The organism is Mucilaginibacter aquaedulcis, from assembly GCF_030409325.1.
GTDB lineage: Bacteria > Bacteroidota > Bacteroidia > Sphingobacteriales > Sphingobacteriaceae > Mucilaginibacter > Mucilaginibacter aquaedulcis.
The window spans coordinates 476,972-495,207 of record NZ_JAUFPR010000004.1; the positions used below are offsets into that span (position 1 = coordinate 476,972).

The 18,236-nt window shown below is 41.2% G+C and carries 18 protein-coding genes; 7 read left to right on the forward strand and 11 right to left on the reverse strand.

What is annotated here, in order from left to right:
- Window position 1 precedes the first annotated feature (1 nt).
- Entirely contained in the window at window positions 2-982 is a 981-nt protein-coding gene (locus QWZ01_RS20340; protein WP_290326565.1) for a FecR domain-containing protein, read from the forward strand.
- 9 nt (window positions 983-991) lie between these two features.
- Complete coding sequence (locus QWZ01_RS20345; protein ID WP_290326567.1) at window positions 992-2,692, forward strand: peptidase associated/transthyretin-like domain-containing protein; 1,701 nt, start codon at window positions 992-994, stop codon at window positions 2,690-2,692.
- 192 nt (window positions 2,693-2,884) lie between these two features.
- Here the strand turns inward: QWZ01_RS20345 and QWZ01_RS20350 are convergent, their stop codons facing one another.
- Window positions 2,885-4,423 (reverse strand): Do family serine endopeptidase, encoded by a 1,539-nt coding sequence (locus QWZ01_RS20350; protein WP_290326569.1) that lies wholly within the window; start codon window positions 4,421-4,423, stop codon window positions 2,885-2,887.
- A 189-nt stretch (window positions 4,424-4,612) separates the two neighbouring features.
- Between QWZ01_RS20350 and dapF the strand changes: the two genes are divergently transcribed.
- The gene (gene dapF, locus QWZ01_RS20355) at window positions 4,613-5,407 is read left to right on the forward strand and encodes a diaminopimelate epimerase (RefSeq protein WP_290326572.1); all 795 of its coding nucleotides are present in this window, start codon (window positions 4,613-4,615) and stop codon (window positions 5,405-5,407) included.
- Window positions 5,408-5,766: 359 nt separating this feature from the next.
- Here the strand turns inward: dapF and QWZ01_RS20360 are convergent, their stop codons facing one another.
- The 5 genes from QWZ01_RS20360 to ku form a co-directional block, all read right to left on the reverse strand.
- Complete coding sequence (locus QWZ01_RS20360) at window positions 5,767-6,264, reverse strand: hypothetical protein (protein WP_290326574.1); 498 nt, start codon at window positions 6,262-6,264, stop codon at window positions 5,767-5,769.
- Window positions 6,261-6,842 (reverse strand): RNA polymerase sigma factor, encoded by a 582-nt coding sequence (locus QWZ01_RS20365; protein ID WP_290326576.1) that lies wholly within the window; start codon window positions 6,840-6,842, stop codon window positions 6,261-6,263. The genes QWZ01_RS20360 and QWZ01_RS20365 overlap by 4 nt, the downstream gene beginning before the upstream one ends.
- A gap of 170 nt (window positions 6,843-7,012) precedes the next feature.
- Window positions 7,013-7,168, reverse strand: coding sequence for a lmo0937 family membrane protein (locus QWZ01_RS20370; protein ID WP_290326577.1), 156 nt, complete (start codon window positions 7,166-7,168; stop codon window positions 7,013-7,015).
- A gap of 106 nt (window positions 7,169-7,274) precedes the next feature.
- Window positions 7,275-7,820, reverse strand: coding sequence for a YciE/YciF ferroxidase family protein (locus tag QWZ01_RS20375; RefSeq protein ID WP_290326579.1), 546 nt, complete (start codon window positions 7,818-7,820; stop codon window positions 7,275-7,277).
- A gap of 170 nt (window positions 7,821-7,990) precedes the next feature.
- Window positions 7,991-8,761 carry a non-homologous end joining protein Ku gene (gene ku / locus QWZ01_RS20380; RefSeq protein ID WP_290326581.1) on the reverse strand — a complete coding sequence of 257 codons (771 nt, stop codon included), beginning with the start codon at window positions 8,759-8,761 and terminating at the stop codon, window positions 7,991-7,993.
- Window positions 8,762-9,064: 303 nt separating this feature from the next.
- Between ku and QWZ01_RS20385 the strand changes: the two genes are divergently transcribed.
- The gene (locus QWZ01_RS20385; RefSeq protein ID WP_290326583.1) at window positions 9,065-9,751 is read left to right on the forward strand and encodes an SIMPL domain-containing protein; all 687 of its coding nucleotides are present in this window, start codon (window positions 9,065-9,067) and stop codon (window positions 9,749-9,751) included.
- A gap of 246 nt (window positions 9,752-9,997) precedes the next feature.
- Window positions 9,998-10,375: a DUF6249 domain-containing protein gene (locus QWZ01_RS20390; protein ID WP_290326585.1), complete on the forward strand. Its 378-nt coding sequence runs from the start codon at window positions 9,998-10,000 to the stop codon at window positions 10,373-10,375.
- A 76-nt stretch (window positions 10,376-10,451) separates the two neighbouring features.
- Here the strand turns inward: QWZ01_RS20390 and QWZ01_RS20395 are convergent, their stop codons facing one another.
- Both QWZ01_RS20395 and QWZ01_RS20400 read right to left on the reverse strand, forming a co-directional pair.
- Window positions 10,452-10,967 (reverse strand): DinB family protein, encoded by a 516-nt coding sequence (locus QWZ01_RS20395; protein ID WP_290326587.1) that lies wholly within the window; start codon window positions 10,965-10,967, stop codon window positions 10,452-10,454.
- Window positions 10,945-12,165 carry a sensor histidine kinase gene (locus QWZ01_RS20400; protein WP_290326590.1) on the reverse strand — a complete coding sequence of 407 codons (1,221 nt, stop codon included), beginning with the start codon at window positions 12,163-12,165 and terminating at the stop codon, window positions 10,945-10,947. Before QWZ01_RS20400 ends, QWZ01_RS20395 begins: the two co-directional genes overlap by 23 nt.
- A 204-nt stretch (window positions 12,166-12,369) precedes the next feature.
- On the opposite strand from QWZ01_RS20400, the gene gltX reads away from it, so the two are divergent.
- Window positions 12,370-13,890, forward strand: a complete 1,521-nt coding sequence (gene gltX / locus QWZ01_RS20405) for a glutamate--tRNA ligase (protein WP_290326591.1) — start codon at window positions 12,370-12,372, stop codon at window positions 13,888-13,890.
- An 89-nt stretch (window positions 13,891-13,979) separates the two neighbouring features.
- Here the strand turns inward: gltX and QWZ01_RS20410 are convergent, their stop codons facing one another.
- Complete coding sequence (locus tag QWZ01_RS20410) at window positions 13,980-14,189, reverse strand: hypothetical protein (protein WP_290326592.1); 210 nt, start codon at window positions 14,187-14,189, stop codon at window positions 13,980-13,982.
- A gap of 316 nt (window positions 14,190-14,505) precedes the next feature.
- Between QWZ01_RS20410 and QWZ01_RS20415 the strand changes: the two genes are divergently transcribed.
- A complete protein-coding gene (locus QWZ01_RS20415; protein ID WP_290326593.1) occupies window positions 14,506-14,919 on the forward strand; it encodes a hypothetical protein in 414 nt (137 codons plus the stop codon).
- Between the two features lie 3 nt (window positions 14,920-14,922).
- Here the strand turns inward: QWZ01_RS20415 and QWZ01_RS20420 are convergent, their stop codons facing one another.
- Together QWZ01_RS20420 and QWZ01_RS20425 are read right to left on the reverse strand one after the other, a co-directional pair.
- On the reverse strand, window positions 14,923-16,254 hold the full coding sequence (locus tag QWZ01_RS20420; protein WP_290326595.1) for an APC family permease: 1,332 nt from the start codon (window positions 16,252-16,254) through the stop codon (window positions 14,923-14,925).
- Between the two features lie 130 nt (window positions 16,255-16,384).
- Complete coding sequence (locus QWZ01_RS20425; RefSeq protein ID WP_290326597.1) at window positions 16,385-18,187, reverse strand: M61 family metallopeptidase; 1,803 nt, start codon at window positions 18,185-18,187, stop codon at window positions 16,385-16,387.
- Window positions 18,188-18,236: the final 49 nt, after the last annotated feature.

Below are 18,236 nucleotides of genomic sequence, written 5' to 3' on the forward strand. Positions count from 1 at the left end.
TATGATGGGTAATGCCAATACAAATATAAACGACGACTTGTTGGTAAAATACATAGCCGGGGAAGCTTCGCGCGCCGAACACCTGGTTGTGGAAGATTGGATTGCCGCCAGTGAAACCAACCGCGCCCTTTATGAGCAGTTTAAACTCATTTGGGATCAAAGCCCTCAGGCCGTGCGGAACGTAAATAAAGAGGACGCTTATATACGGCTGCAAAACCGGCTTAATAACCCTGCTGCAATGCGCCAGCCTTCGGTACTGACCAAAACACCAACCTCATATTGGGTAGGCCTGGCTGCATCAGTGCTTTTAATCAGCTCCATACTTTGGCTTACTTTTAACCACTTTTATGACAACGGTTCGGTTTCATTTATCCGGATAGAAAGTAACAGTAAGGTTCGTACGCAAAATCTGCCCGATGGCTCTGAGATCACCCTTAATGCCCACTCCACCCTTGTTTATCCAAAAAGGTTCACCGGCAATATTAGGCCTGTGAGTTTACGCGGGGAAGCATTTTTTAAAGTTAGTCCGGATAAAACAAAACCGTTCATAATTAAGGTGAATGATGTAACAGTTCGTGTGGTTGGCACGTCATTCAATATTAAAAGCCGTAATGGCAAAACCGAAGTAATTGTGGAAACAGGCATTGTAAAAGTTCGTGAACACGAAAATACTGTTGACCTTAACCCCGGCGAAAAGGCAACCGTTATTAAAGGATCCTTATTAAAAGAACAAAATAAGGGCAAGCTTTATAATTACTATTTAACCAGGCAACTGGTATGCGATAAAACTCCTTTGATTGAGGTGGTGCAAACCCTTAACGAAATATATGGTGCTCATATCATCATCGCCAATAAATCATTAGAGGCTTTACCTATAACCACAACCTTTCAGGGTCAGTCGCTTGATGAAATAGTGAGCGTCATTAGCGATACCTTTAAGATTACCGTAGAGCGCAAAAATCAGCAGATCATATTTAAATAACCTTTTTACATGGGCTGTTTACGCAGGTATATTATTGTTGCCGTGATCATGTTTGCGCTTCCTATAGTAAGCTATGCCTATCTTCCCGAATCCATCCTCGCCAAAAACATATCTATCCATGTAAATAATATGCGCGTGGGTACGGTGCTAAAAACCATTGAGGAAAAGGGCAACTTCACTTTCTCTTACAACAGTAACATTGTAAAAACCGATAGCCTGGTAACTATCAACGCCGATAACTGGACAATAAAGGAGGTACTTGACCACCTGCTCCTTAACCGCTTTGAATATAAAGAAACCTCCAATTTTGTTATTCTGCGCTATGCTCCGCTGCAACTATCCTTAACTACAGAAAAAGCTGCAGCCGAGGGCGATGAATACCACATCAGCGGTTTTGTAACTGACGAGCAAAGCGGCAAAAAGCTGGAAAACGCAAGCGTGTATGATCGTGTGTTGCTGCAATCTGTGCTTACTGACAAAGAGGGACATTTTGAACTTTTTCTCAGGAATAACGGTCAACCGGTAACAGTTACCGTTAGCAGGGAATTTTATAAAGACACCACCATAACCTTTTTAACTGGTGTAACCGTAAACCCTAACGATAACAAACCAAAAAGTCTTATTGGCTACATTATAAGCGGCGATAACGACGGCATTGAAACCACCTCATTAGGTAGGCTTTTTATATCAACCAAGCAGCAAATACAAGCTGCCAACCTTCATGGGCTTATTGCCCAGGCACCTTTCCAGGCATCGGCAATCCCCGGAGTAAGCACCCATGCCGAGTTTAGCGGCCAGGTGGTGAACACCGTATCATTAAATGCGGTAGGAGGCTATAATGCCGGGGTTGATGGTTTTGAACTGGGCCTCATTTTCAACTTAGATCAGGGCGATGTGGGAGCAGTTCAAATAGCAGGTATATTTAACGTGGTTGGTGGCAATGTAAACGGTTTTCAGCTCGGTGGCTTATATAATAATGTGTTGGGGAATGTGCGGGGCATACAGCTGTCGCTACTGCATAACAGTGTAAAACATGATCTTAATGGTATACAGCTATCTGGAGTGTATAATCATACCAAAGGTAATGTGGCCGGTATGCAGCTGGCCATATTGGGTAATGTGGCCGGTAAAAAAACAAGCGGAATGCAGGTGGCCGGGCTTTTTAACTATGCACGTAACCTGCGGGGAGTGCAACTCGGGCTGGTTAATATTGCAGATACTTCTTCGGGCTATAGCATTGGTTTGATCAACATAGTAAATCATGGTTATCATAAACTGGCCTTATCAAGCAACGAAACGCTGAACGCCAATTTGGGCCTTAAAACAGGAAGCCGGCAACTCTATACTATTTGGCAGGGTGGAATACGATTTGATGATAACAGTAAACTTTATGCATTTGGCTTTGGGTTTGGTCGCGAGCTGGGTTTGGGCAAGCGCTTAGCCCTTAATCCCGAACTTACCCAAAATTACGTTTACCAGGGCAATTGGGCACGCACCAATCTGCTTAGCCGTCTTGATGCGTCTTTAACTTATAAAGCGGCCCGATCATTCTCCATAAACGTCGGACCATCGTTAAACTTTTTTTATTCGGACCAACGTAATCCTGTTAATGGTTACGCCTGGGTAAATGACCTTCATCATAGTTTTATCAGCAGCAGCCGCAACTGGACAGGCTGGGTAGGCTGGACAGTTGGGGTTAGTTTCTTTTAGAGGATTAATTCATTTTTATCGATCTCCTTTTGTCATCCTGAGGAACGAAGGATCTATTCGTGAACTGTATATTTCGCAGAATAGATGCTTTACTATGTTCAACATGACAGAAGTGTTAAATCAGTAAATATCCCCCAAACAAGAAACCCCAACCTTTCGGCCGGGGTTTCACTATTAAATCGCTTTATTCTTTTATTGCACCTGGAACATATTGTTAAAGTTTGTCCCGTCGGGATAGTTACCTGAAATTACCAGGTTACCATTACGCAGGTTGGTGATGGCTTTATCAATATCGGCCACACTGTTTATGGGTTGTTTATTGATGCTGGTGATCACTGAGCCTACCGGTATCTCAAAGTTATCAAATACCCGACCCGGACGCACCTGGGTTACTTTAACACCTGAGTTTACATGGAATTTTGCTTTTTCGGCAGCTGTTAACGGCTGAAAGCTTGCACCCAGTTTGTTAAATAATTCTTCGGCCGATTTAGATACTGCCGCGGTACGGTTTACCGGCGTAGCATCAGCTTTAAGCGTTACAGCAAAGTTTTTCTCTTTACCTTCTCTAAGCACAGTTATATTAACCTTATCCCCAGGTTGTAAACGACCAACATGCTCTTGCAGATCAGACGATTCGTAAACCTGGGTACCTTCTACCTTGTCAATAATATCACCTTTTTTAATACCAGCCTGCTCTGCACCGCCGCCTGGTACAACGTCATTAACGTATAAACCGTTCGTATTGGTTATATTCAGTTGCTGAGCAACTTCGGGGTTAAGTTCGGTAAAGCTTACGCCAACAAAACCACGTTTAACAGAACCATATTTCTTAATATCGTTCAATACTTTTTTGGCCAGGTTAATTGGAATGGCAAAGCCATAGCCTTCGTATGAGCCTGTGTGCGATGCAATGGCAGCGTTAATACCTACCAGTTCGCCTTTTGTATTTACCAATGCACCGCCGCTATTGCCTGGGTTAATGGCAGCATCGGTTTGGATGAATGACTCAATAGCCTTGTTAAGCCTTGGTGCTCCCTGCTGATTGCGGGTACGTCCAAACGGATTTTCATCGCTATTATCCTGGCTGCCGATAATGCCTATGTTACGGCCCTTGGCGCTCACAATACCTGCTGTTACAGTTGATGTTAAGTTAAATGGGTTACCCACGGCCAATACCCACTCGCCTACACGAGTATCGTCTGAGTTACCCAGTTTTACAATTGGCAGATCAGTAGCGCTAACCTTGATTAAAGCAAGATCCGTACTGGGGTCGGTACCAATAACTTTAGCCTCAAACCGACGGTGGTCGTTAGTGGCTACGGTAATTTTATCGGCATTTTCAACTACGTGGTTATTGGTTACAATAAAACCATCTGGCGAAATGATAACCCCTGAACCTGATGCCTGTTGAGGACCACGCTGCGGAGCACGCTGGCCAAACATATCGCCAAACATTTGTTCAAGCTGGTCTTGCCCGCTACCGCCCGATTTACTGCTGTATGTAGTACGAATATACACTACCGCCGGGGTTGCCGCGGCCGCAGCTTCTGTAAAATCAAGCGCTCCGGTTGATGAAACTACCGGCGCGGTTTTATTACTGGTGAAGTATACTTTTTGCTTATCCTCAAAGCTCATGTTATCGGCATATTTGTTCTCGATCATCCTATATGCCCCTAAAGCCAGTGCACCTCCTACAAAAGCGGTTAATAGTGTTAAACCTATCTTTTTCATTTATATTTGCCTTTCTTATTTTATGTTTATATAATTTAACAACTCAAATTTAATACCATATAGACTACAATAGCAACGATAAGTTATTGCGTTTTTTGTTAAATTTTGTTAAATAAAAATATCCCGGCATTTTTAATCATTAGCCAGGAGGTGTGTTAAGCTAAGTAGCTGATATTAAATGACATTATTGTGAATATACGATTTTATAAATACCAGGGCGCAGGCAATGATTTTATAATGGTTGATAACCGTACAAATACAGTGAATCACACCAATCCTAAACTTATTTCATCCTTGTGCGACCGCCGTTTTGGTATTGGCGGCGATGGTATGATGTTTCTGCAAAACAAAGAAGGCTTTGATTTTGAAATGGTTTATTACAATGCCGACGGACAGCCCAGCAGCATGTGCGGTAATGGTGGCCGCTGCATTGTTGCCTTTGCCAAGTTTTTAGGCATTATTGAAACCGATACTGAATTTTTGGCGGTTGACGGCCCTCACCATGCCAAAATTTCAGAAAGCGGCGATTGGGTAAGCCTGCAAATGATTGATGTTGACCAAATTAGCACCGATCATGGCGCTTACGTGCTCAACACAGGATCGCCCCATTATGTAAAACAGGTTGATGATTTGGCGCACCGAGATGTTTTTCATGAAGGTAAGGCCATTCGTAATAATGCTACTTATCGTGAAAAGGGGATCAATGTAAACTTTGTTGAACCAACCGACGACGGGTATTTTGTACGCACTTTTGAACGCGGTGTGGAGGATGAAACTTTTGCCTGTGGAACCGGTGTAACCGCAGTTGCCCTGGCTATGGCCTGCCACAAACAACAAACGGGAAATATTACCACCCCAATCAAAGTATTAGGCGGCGATTTGAATATCCGGTTTAACTATGACGGCAATGCCTTTACTGATATTTTTTTAGAAGGGCCCGCCGTACAGGTTTTCAGCGGTGAAGTTAGCTCCCCAGCGCCCTGAAGGGGAGTTTCTTTAATTACTTTAAGCCTTTCCGTTTGGAAAGGCTTTTTTATTTCCCCACCCATTACAATTTATAGTTTACCTGATTAAGCTCCCCTTTAGGGGTAGGGGGCAAAAAATAAAAGCCCCCCAGACTTGCTCCGGGGGACTTTCAACCTAAACCTTATCACAATTAAACCGGTAAGTTTACCAGTTCGTGTAGGGTATTACAATTACTATACCAAAGTTGCATATGGTGCGGAATTTATGTTCAATACCATGTTACTCCATATTAAAACTTGCCTTCAGATTACACAAAAAAACACACCATGACTAATTGATTGGTCACTTGTCGGTTTTGGGATACACCAACGGCAATTCTATACCTGCTTTGTGGTTTTGCGCCTGCGTAAATAAGCATCAGTTAAAAACAAAGCCAGCACCACATCAAATATTAAGAACCATTTCATAAACGCCGAGCTCAAAATACCCCCGGCATTTGGCAACTTTATATTAGCCGGCAGAGTTACATCGAATTTAATGCCTGAAATATCGATACTTGAAAATGCCATTACCAGCAAAGCCACTATGGTTACTGTAAAGAAAATGGCAATCCCCTTAATGATGCGTTTATCAATAGCGGCTTTGAGCGGTTGCAAGGCATTTTCGGTACGTATAGCCTCCATTACATTAAAAGTGAAGGCCATAGGCGGCTCATCAAGTTCCATTAATGCAAACTCCTGGTTAAGCGCCAGCAGTTCCTGATATTTTTTGGCATATAGCTCATCATTCGCTATAAGCCTGGCAATGGCTTCCTGCTCCGCTTGGGTACAGGTTCCATCAATATAGTTCCAGAGTTTTTCTTCAATCTCGTTCATATCAGTTCTTTCACCTCCTGTTTTAAATTGCGCTCCAGCTTTTCTTTTAAGCGCTGGCGTGCCCTGAATAGTTTAACCTTAACCGTATTAGCCTCTATGCCCAGGGTTTGAGCAATTTCTTCGAGTGATTGCTCGCCCTTGTAAAACAAGGTGATGATGGTGGCATCATCAGGCAACAATTGCTCAATGGCCTGGTTAAGGTAAAACGACCGGGATTTATTTTCTAAGTTATCTGTATCATAGCCCGACTCATGGTGTTCAACCTGTATAAAGGTATGCTCATCATCTATTGAATCGGTTGCTATTCTTTTCTTTCTTAAAAACGTCATAGCCGTAGTATAAACTATACTATACAGCCAGGTACTAAATTTTGATTGTCCCTGAAACGAACTTAATGACCTGTACGCTTTCACAAAACAATCCTGAGCAATCTCTTCGGCATCTTCCCTGCCTTTGGCAAAACGCAGGGCAAGGGTAAATACAAAACGCTGGTGCCGTTTAACCAGATCGGCATAGGCCGATTGATTACCCGCCAGGGTTTGTTGTATAAGTTCGATATCTGAAAGCTTGCTCTGCATGTAATACAACCTCTCTGACGCCGTGTTTATAACTTAGGTTACATGTTTTAAGTAAAAATACTAAAATTTAACCCGCTATGGTATTAATACGATGAAATACAAAGAGATACCTTATAAACAAAAAATGCCTCTGAAATAAACCAGAGGCATTGCAATTATGGTAAAACAGCTTAAACAGCTGTTGGTCGCCTGATGATGCCTAACAGTACGGCAATTATTGCAATAACCAGCAATACGTGTATTAAGCTGCCTACAGAAGTAAAAAACACGCCAATTGCCCATCCTATCAAAAGGATCACAGCAATTATATACAATAGTGAGTTCATAATAATTTGGTTTTAGTTAATGTTTTCACAGATAGATAACTATACAATAGCCAAATGCATTAAAATGTTTTAAAACGTTTGGCTTATTTGGAGGACTAAGCCCCAATTACTTTTTCTCTGATCTGGATGATTGATTGATGCCGGCCTCCGCAATTTGGGTAAGTGTGCTATCAGCATTTTTTTCCTCCTGCAAGGTAGAGTCAAGCAGTTCGGCAGCCTCATTATATCCCAGTACACTGGCCAACGTTTTTAAGGTTCCGTATGATGCAATTTCATAGTGTTCAATTTTTTGAGCCGCCGATATAATACCGGCATCGCGGGTAATGCTGCCCTTTTCGGTTTCGGCTACAATTTCATCACCTTCCTTAATTAAACCGGCCATGGCCTCGCATTTTACAGCTACTGCTTTTTTGCCGATAGATTCAAATGCCGATTCTAAGCGGGTAATGTGGTTTTCGGTTTCGGTGAGATGATTATCAATTGCCGAACGCAATTCGTTTGATGTTGCTGCTTTGGCCATTTTGGGTAAAGCTTTGGCCAGATGTTTTTCGGCCCAGTAAATGTCTTTTAATTCGTCAATAAATAATTCATTTAATGCCGATTCCTGAACATCATCTGTTTGTTCAGGAGCTTTTGTTTTTGTAGTTGCCATGGGTGAAGTTTTTTAGTTTGATGTACCTGGCTTAAAACAAAGGCAATGCCATAATTAATTATTTTAAAATAATATTAATTATTACGATAGAATATTCAATCATTAAAACACTCTACAGCCCAAATAGTGTAGCAATAATATGGTTAGTTGTATAGTAAATCAGAAAAGTGTTAGGCCCCCTTTTTGGTTTTTAGGCTGCTCATTAACTGTTCGTACAAATCATCACTGGTGGTTTTGCGAGGTTTTAGTTTTTTAACTGTTGTGCGTTTGCCTTTTGATTTGGCTTTAATGATGTTTAACAGCTCGCCTGTATATTCATCTTTAAATTTAGACACATCAAAATCTTCGGCGTACTGGTTAATCAGGGCCAAGCCCACATCCAACTCTTTTTTACTTACCGCAACATCATCGGCAATGTTCAAATCTTCCGTACTTCGTATTTGCTGGCCAAAACGTATACGGGTTATTACCAGTACATTGTTCACCGGGTGCACTATACACAGGCTTTCGGTGCTGCGCAGTACAAAACGGGCTAAACCCGCTTTTTTTGATTGCTGCAGGGCTTTCAATAGCAGAGCGTAAGCCTTATTGTTTTTGGTATCAGGTTCTGTATAATACGAGGTTTCATAAAACATAGGGTTTACATCAGCAATATCCACAAAGCTTTCAATTTCTACCACTTTGCTTTTTTCGGGAGCCGCATCTTCAAAATCATGATCATCCATGATCACATAATCATCATTAAGCTTGTAGCCTTTTACAATTTTATCGTACGGCACCTCTTTGTGGGTATGCTCATTTACCCGTTGATAGCGTATGCGTGCATGATCTCGGCTATCAAGCATATCAAAATCAAGCGAGCTTGTTTGCACCGCCGAATAAAGCTTTACGGGGATGCTTACCAAGCCAAAACCAATTGAACCTTTCCAGATAGACCTCATAATACAAATGTTTAAATATTTTTCAAGTATAACCTCTAAAAAGCACAAACAGTTTTTATATTATTGACCATCAACGGCATTGGTCAAAGCCCAATACAAAAATGTAGCTTTATATGCCTTTTGCTACAGCATATAATAGTCTGTTGCTAAACAAATAAATTGCCAACCCTGTTACACATTAAACTTTTAGCACGTTAACATAGTCATATACTCAAATAAAAATAACTATAACGTGAAGTCATCGGCGACAAACTAAACAAAACAGTCGCTGATTGCATCACAACAATTAAAAACAATTATCACATGAAAAAGCTATTTATCCTTGCCGTATTATTAACATTCACCTATGGTGCTTTTGCACAAACTATTGATCTGCGCCGCAAAATTGAGGTAACCGGAACTGCCGAGCAGGAAGTTACCCCCGACATTATATACGTTTCTATATCCCTGCAGGAATATATGAATGGTAAAAACAGGGTAACCATTGATGTTCTGGAAAACCAACTTGAAAAAGGCGTGAAAGACGCAGGCATTGCCAAAGAAGACTTTACCGTTAACAATGTATCGGCCTGGAACAACACCTATCAGAAAAAGAAAGCTCCTGATTTTTTGGCCAGCAAGCAATATCTTATTAAGGTTACCGACCTGAATAAATTTAACCAAATATTGGCTAAGGTTGATGCTAAAGGTATCCAATCAACCAATATTGAAAGCTACGACTATTCAAAAATCAACGACCTGAAAAACACCCTGAAATTAAAAGCCCTTTTATCGGCACGCGATAAGGCCTCTTTCCTGGTAAATGGCCTGGGCGATAAGTTAGGTTCGGCTATTAACATCACCGAAAATGATAACAGCAGTTTCCCTCAGCCACGTACCATGATGTTTAAATCGGCAATGGCTGCCGATGCTGAAAAGGTTGAGTCTGATATTGATTTTAAAAAGATAAAACTGAGTTTCCAGATACAGGCTGTATTTGAAATAAAATAAGTAGCGGGGACTCACCCTGACATCGCTACGCTTATCACCCCTCTCTTCGCCTGCGGCGGAAAGAGGGGTTTTTCTTTTACGTTTTCTATGTCCTCTTTCCTGCGAATCCAAGATTGGGTGAGTTATTAAAAATTTTTATTACATGGTGTAACCTGTTTTTAAAACCTGTAGTCATAGCTTACATATACACCATAATGGTGGTTTAAAAAGAGAAAAATTTAATTAACTTATTAAAACTTAAATACTATGGGCGCAGGTGAATTAGGGGTATTAGCTGGAATAATAATACCTCTCGGCTTTTTTATTATGATATTCGGTATTGTTTATTTAAACAAACGCGAGAAACTGGCAATGATTGAACGCGGGATGGATCCCCGTACTTATAAGCCACAATCAGCCCCTTATCAAAACCTTAAATGGGGATTGTTATTGCTTGGCGCTGGAGTTGGTTTATTGTTAGCATTTATTTTAGATCATTCCTTGTACAGCAATTTAGATGAGGATAGCATACCTCCTTTATACTTTGCCCTTATTGCCATATTTGGCGGCCTTGGATTGTTCCTATCCTACCGTATAGAAAAAAAGGAAGTACTGGATAAGGAAGATGCAACCTTAACAAAATAAACAACATCAATATTCTTAATGTAAAAGGGCGCTGTTCTATCAAACAGCGCCCTTTTACATCTTAATATTCCTGAGTTCAGGAAATTCCGTAGCGGTCTTTAAATACATTCAGGTGGTGCAATTCGTGCCCTGCCAGCATATATACAAATGCCCTTACCGAAAACGGGTGATTACTTGCAATACCCGTGCGCAGCAACTGCTCTTCACTAAAGCCCCTGATCATGTAAATATTTGACTGGCGGGCAGCCTTAAATTCGGCAGCAAGGTCCTGAATGCTTCGGCTGTTAAAATCAGTGTTATCTACATAAATATTCTGATCAAAACCGGGCAACTCAATGTAGTTGCGCGAAAAAACCAAAGCCCGGTAGGCAAATGTGCGTTCGGTATCAATCATGTGCCCAAGTGCCTGTTTAACCGTCCATTTACCGAGAGCATAAGCATAGGATGCCTGTTCATCTGTAAGCTTGCTGAATAATTGATAACTGCTTTCCATTAGCTGTTCAAGCAGTTCAATTACATTCTTGTTAGGCACTAGGCCAACGTATCCCGCGGCAAAGGGCGAATATTCCTCAGGCTGTGGTTTGCTTATCATTTTGCGTGTTTTTTAATACTATCCTAAAGGTAGTTCCTTTACCTATTTCTGAGTCTTTTACAAATATTTGCCCATTATGGTAATTCTCCAGTATACGTTTGGTTAATGACAAACCTAACCCCCAGCCACGTTTGCGAGTGGTATAACCCGGTTGAAAAACGGTATCAAATTTTGATCGTTGTATACCTTTTCCGGTATCTGTTACGTCAATAAATATCTGGTTCTTAACCTTCCCTTTCCCGCTACTGATCTCTATTCTAATATTGCCTTTGCCATCAATGGCATTAACCGCGTTTTTAAGCAGGTTTTCCAGTACCCAATCAAACAGCGGGATATTGAGTCCGGCTTGCAATAAGGGGTTTCCGTTCAATTCAAATCCTATGTTTTTGCTTACACGAACTTTAAAATAGTCAACAAAATCCTTCACCACATCATAAACCAAATGTTCTTCCAAAACCGGTTTTGATCCTATTTTTGAAAAACGGTCGGCTACAATCTCCAGTCGTTTTACATCATTCTCCATTTCGGCCACCAGCACATCGTCTTCCGCGTCAAATTTTTCTTTCATCAGCTCTATCCAGGCCATTAATGAAGATATGGGCGTACCCAGCTGATGCGCCGTTTCTTTAGCCAAGCCTACCCAAACCTGATCCTGCTCCGATTTTCGCGAGGAGCTGAATGCCGTATAGGCCATCAATAAAAATATAGCAATTAAGGTTAACTGAACATAAGGGAACAGTTTTAACTGGGTAAGTAATGGCGAATCTTTATAAAACACCAGCCATTGCGTACCCGGCACCTTAAGTCTGATGGGAGCGTGTTGATTTTTCATATACGCCAACTCCGATTCAAAGTAGGCAGTATCATACTTCATTTTTTTGTTGTTCTCGGCCTGCAGCTTGATAAAGGTTTTTGTAGTATCCAATCCGCGTACATATTTAAAGTCACCGTTTTCATCGGTTACAATAGCGGGAACGGTTAAACTGTCCCTTACAGCAATTACATAACTTAAAAAATCATTATCATCAGATGCCAGGATCTGTTTCATACTTAATGCCCAAACTTGCGCGCGTGTACGCTCGGAACGGGCAATGTTTTTTACCAGGTAATTAGTATAAAACAACGAACTGCTGGCTATTACTACTGCAAACGCGAGCAGGAAGTATTTCCAGCGCTTTTTTTGTTGATATGGATTCATTTTGGCCAAGTAGTCAAATAACGTAAAATTATTTCAAATGTGCGGATGCAGATGTGCTGATTTAAAATGTGCAACTTTTGCCTGCTTAATTCATTTTATTTGCGCATCTGGAACCCGAACATTCGCACATCTGCATATCTGCACACCCTCATATTTGCACATCCGCGCATCTGCACATTGTAAAAAACTTATCTTTGCCACATCATGACCGATAAAAAAGTAAGAGTCCGTTTTGCACCAAGCCCAACCGGTGGTTTACACCTGGGCGGAGTACGCACCGTATTATTTAACTATTTATTCGCCAAAAAACATAAAGGCGATTTTGTTTTAAGAATTGAAGACACCGACCAAACCCGCTATGTGGAAGGTGCCGAAGAATATATTTTAGATTGCTTAAAGTGGTGCGGCCTGGAGCCCGACGAAAGTCCGGTAGCCGGAGGCCAATATGCTCCTTACCGCCAAAGCGAACGTAAAGCCCTATACCGCGAATATGCGGAACGCCTGGTGATGCAGGGCCATGCTTATTACGCCTTTGATACTGCAGAAGAGCTGGACAAAAACCGCAAGGAAATCCCTAATTTTCAATATGGTCAGGCTTATCGTGATAGCCTGCGCAATTCATTATCATTACCACAACATGAGGTTGATGCCCTGCTTGACGCAGGTACTCCGCACGTGATCCGCATAAAAATGCCGGCCGACGAAACCATTAGTTTTCACGACATGATACGCGGTCATGTAAGTTTTGAAACCAACCAGGTTGATGATAAGGTATTGCTTAAAGCCGATGGCATGCCTACCTATCATTTGGCTGTTGTGGTTGATGATTACTTAATGAAGATTTCTCACGCATTTCGCGGTGAAGAATGGCTGCCATCTGCCCCGGTACATTTGCTGCTTTGGGATTACCTTGGCTGGAAAGCCGATATGCCGCAATGGGCGCATTTACCATTGATATTAAAACCAGATGGCCACGGCAAGCTAAGCAAACGCGATGGCGCCCGCTTGGGTTTCCCGGTATATGCCATGAGCTGGTTTGATGCTAAAACTGGCGAACTTACTCCTGGTTTCCGCGAGCTTGGGTTTTTACCTGAGGCGTTTTTGAACTTGCTGGCTACCCTCGGCTGGAACGATGGTACCGATCAGGAAATATTTACGCTTGATGAACTGATAGAGAAATTCTCTATTGAACGAGTAAATAAAGCCGGCGCTAAATTTGATTTTGAAAAGGCTAAATGGTTCAATGCCGAGTGGATAAAACGCTCGGATGCAACTACACTGCTGCCGCATGTAAAAACCATTTTAGCAGAAAAAAATATCAATATAACTGATGATCAGCGATTAATTACTTTGATTGATCTGATCAAAGACCGCTGTGTTTTATTGCCCGATTTTTACCAGCAATTAGGCTACTTTTTTGAAGAACCAAAATCATACGACCTCGCTTCCGTTAAACCGAAATGGAACGACCAGAAAGGTGATTTTTTTAAGGAATACATTGAAAAGTTAGCCAATATTGAAGCTATACAACCCGAACTGGAAGAGCCCGCCTTTAAAGCCTTTGCTGAAGAAAAAGGAATGAAAATCGGCGATGTCATGATGCCATTCCGCATTATGCTTGTTGGCAGCAAGTTTGGCCCGCATGTATTTGATATAGCTGCATCATTGGGCAAACAAGAAACCATTAACAGAATAACCAAAGGTCTGGTTGCGTTTTCGGCCTAAGAGCCTTTGTCTTTATTTATCAAGGCCCTTTCACTTGTGTTATAACGAAGCGAAAGGGCCTTTTTATTTATAAAATATCTCTGTTTATTTTAATTGGTGATCTCTTGCAAAATTTCATTTACCCTGTTTGGCGCTACTCCTTTTTCAATGGCCATTTCAGCCAATAGTTTGGTTTGCGCCTTTTGATATTTTATAAATGTAGGTATGCTGAAAACAAGCCTTGCGGTTAAAATCAGGATAATAACACTTACAATAAAAATAACAGGATATATAAACAGTATAAATTCAGGAGTGCCCATGTGATGTTTGGTTAAGGTTATTAACCAAGGTAATAATTTGTGCTTAATATTTTATGAATAATAACGTAACAAACATATTTCAATTCCGTAATAATGACTTAACCGCTTGAAAGGCTGTATGATGCGTCAAAATATACCATTATAAACACTCGATATAAGTTAATTTATTTTCTTATATGTATAATAAATAAAAAATAGCCATTATAAGCTCGCTTAAAAAGCGCTTTTTGTATCAATATTATTACAAATCGCAATAATATTTTGTTGGTATCATATTTATGATTTAATTTTAACCTGCCCTACTAATTAACTGGTTATGATCAGCATACGATCTAAAAATGTATTACTTGTAGCTCCCGATACTTTTCCGGTAGAGCTATTGCCTGAAAGTCAGCTGTTCAGGCATATTTCGTCCATAGCCACTATTTTTCCAACCATACATGAACTTAAGCCTAATCTGATCATTTTAGATCACGAATATGTGATCAAAGACATAGAAAGGATCTTAAGAAGAATAAGCAGCAACCCCTCTTATAATAAAATTAAAGTTTGCTGCTATAAAAAAACCGCCCACACCAAAACCGACGGCCTTTTAAAAGCATTAGGGGTTGATCATATATTTTACCAGGAAGATTTTAGTAAGGAAGCACAGAGCAAAAACACTTCAGGCGTACTCTCAAGCATTTTAGATACCTCCATTGTGCACCTGCTGGCAAAGGCGGTGCATTAAAAATCAATATTGTTTAGTTTTTAAATGAGGCCGGGTTAATAAAATGATGCGCCAAGCTATTTCCGCGCTTAATAGTGTACCTATTGCAAACGCCGCTGCCTTAAGCGCTTCTGGTGTTGAAGAAAGCGCACCTCCTAAAGCTACCGCATAAACAACAAAGGGCAGCAACAGTGCCAGGCAAAGCCCGGTAACACCTAACGGAATGCGGAATGGCCTTTCTTTGTGAGGCTCTTTCAATCTGAGCCTGATCAGTGAAACATACTCCAACGATAAGCCCGCACCATATACGGTTACATCAATAATAAGCAGGTCGGCAAATGTCCAAAGTATCATGAAGCTTACTACTATTGAGCAAATAATGATAGAGATATAAGGAGTTTTAAACTTGCTGTGCAATTTGTTCAAACCCTTCGGAAGCAAGTTATCTTCAGACATTACCTGAGGCACACGTGATACTGACAGCAATACCGCCGCATATATACCCAGCGTACTGGCCATCCCTCCCGCTGCTATAACAATACCCAACCAACGGCCACCAACCAGCACACCCAATGCAGGAAAACCATCGTTGGTTAAAGTATCATCGTTTATACCCGATTGCTGGGCAACCCAGGTAATGAGCAAATAAACCACCATGACCAACAAAAAAGCGATCACCATTGAAATGCGGTATGAACGCACTGGTTGCTCAACCTCCTCGGCATAGGTAGTAATGTTATCCCAACCCAGGCAATTCCACATTACGGTATACAAGGCCATACCAAATGATGAAAAATTTATTCCCTTTAAAGACGGACCAGGAACCACCAAACCACCTGCATGATGATGAATCGCCATTACAATAAGCACAATTACGGGAGCCAACACCGCCGCACTTAAAAATAGCGATACCTTACCCACAGGTACAATACCCAATATATTTAACCCTGCCGATGCCCATATGATCAGCAGGCAAACCGGCACCTGGTACTGCAGCAATACAGGGAAAAAGAACGAGGCATATTGTACAAACAAAACCGGGTAAATGGCCAGATCAACAAAGGTGTAAAGCCAGGTCCACCAGCCCTCATAAAAACCCCAACGGGTACCCAGCGCATATTTAACCCACTTGTAATATCCACCGGTAATAGGCATCATGCTGTTAAGCTCTAAAACAGTGAATATGGCCGGTACATCCCATAGTAAAGGTGTTAGCAATAGTATCAGCAGCGCGCCATGATCGCCGGCGTAACTAAGTAAAGGTTCTAATCCGTAAGGACCACCTGAAACAGTAAAGAAAATAACAGCAATTAACTGTATAGGCCTGATTTTTTTTAACGCGGCAGCTGATGGCATAAGCGATAAAAATATAATTTATGCAGGGATATTGAAAGGCTATTCAAAAGAAAAGGGACGCATTCATATACGTCCCTACGGTTATTTTTCTATATAGACACCTGTAATGTGTCTCTCAATCATATGTAATTTACAAGCTCAACCATTTTTTGCGAACCTGCAGTTGCTGCGGGCTGGCATTATCTACAGCTACAATTTTATATTTAACGCGGTTGTTCCTGAGCAATGTTACAGGCAAGGTTAGCGGTAACCCATCGCGGATAATGCTAACTTTTATTTGATCACCTACCTTTTTATCGTTTAGCATGGTTGCGGCATCGGTAATGGGGTTATCGTCAATAGCAACCAGTTCATCGTTAACGTTAATACCATTAATATAGGCAGATGTTCCACGTGCAACATTGGTAACTATGATCTTTTTATTGGCAGCAGTTGAGGTTACCACCCCTAAAGCAGGGTCATTACTACCGGCGAGATCATCAACTATTTTATACCCGGCATAACCCAAGTAATTATTATAATCAATTGGAGTTAAGCCATTTATATATTTTTTATAAAAATCACCCAGCTTTTTACCGGCAAATTTTTCAAATCCTTTTTTAAACTCGGCATCCGTATAACCTCGCTGTTTGGTTTTATAATATTCGGTGTACATGTATTTCATTACATCATCAAGCGAGTATTTGCCTTTACTGCTGTTAATGATCTCGAGGTCAAGCATCATGCCTACAATAGCCCCTTTATTATAATAGGATATGGTTGTATTGCCTGAGTTTTCATTTGGGCGATAAGCTTTTATCCATGCATCAAAGCTTGATTCGGCAACAGTTTGAACATTTTTACCCGGCAGATTTTCCAGGATATTAAACTCCCCGGCCAAAACATCCAGGTAATTTTCAGGCGGATAAAGGTTAGTACGGCGTACAACTATCTCCTGAAAATATTCGGTAAAGCCTTCGGCAATCCAAAGGTTGGTTGTATAATTTTCGTTATCATAATCAAACGGGCCAAGTACAATCGGGCGCAAGCGCTTTACATTCCATAAATGGAAATGCTCATGAGCAGCCAAACCTAAAAAATTCTGATACCCTTTTTCAGTTCCATATGCATCGCGCGAAGCACCTAAAACTGTGGAACTCAAGTGCTCCAGTCCGCCCCCGCCCTTTAAATGATTGTGTACTATAAAAACATAATGCTTGTTGGGGTTTTCGCCAAAAATAGCAGCTTCCTGTTCTACAATACTATGCAGATCTTTTTTAAGGCGCTCCTTATCGTAATTGCCTCCGCCATACATACATACCTCATATTTTACACCCGATACATCAAAGCCAAAAACGTCCTGGTTACCTACTTCAATCGGCGAATCGAACAGGATATCGAAGTTGGGTGATACACGTGTAAACGGATCGCCGTTAACCATTTCCAAACTGGTTGATACTTTATCCCACCCTTTATAAGGTTTAATATGAATGGTTGATGGCTGGTGAAGCATATTAGCCGGGTAAATAAATATCCCTGAGGTAGAAAGGAAACCATGTGAAGCATCGATATAGCTGGTACGAACAGATACCTCATTGGCATACACCCGGTATTTAATGGTTATCTCCGATAGGCCCTTAGCGGCAATGCGCCAGGTATTCTTATTGATCTTGGGCGATGCAATCGGTTTTCCTCCGGCTTCAGCACTAAAAGCCTCTATATTTTTTGCAAACTCCCTCACTAAATATGAGCCGGGTGTCCATACGGGCATTTTCAGGTCGAGTTGGTTTTGTTTCAGGCCCAAAACATGCATCTCAACATCTGCATAATGCGCCTGAGCCTCCGGGAAGGTAACGGTATAGGATATGTTAGATGAGCCTTGCGCCTTACTTACAGATTGATTCATAAATAATAGTATTAAGAAAGAAGTAACGGTATGTATAATTGGTTTCATGCCCGCAATTTAAAAATTTTATGTCTTCAAAAAATTTATGCGATAAATA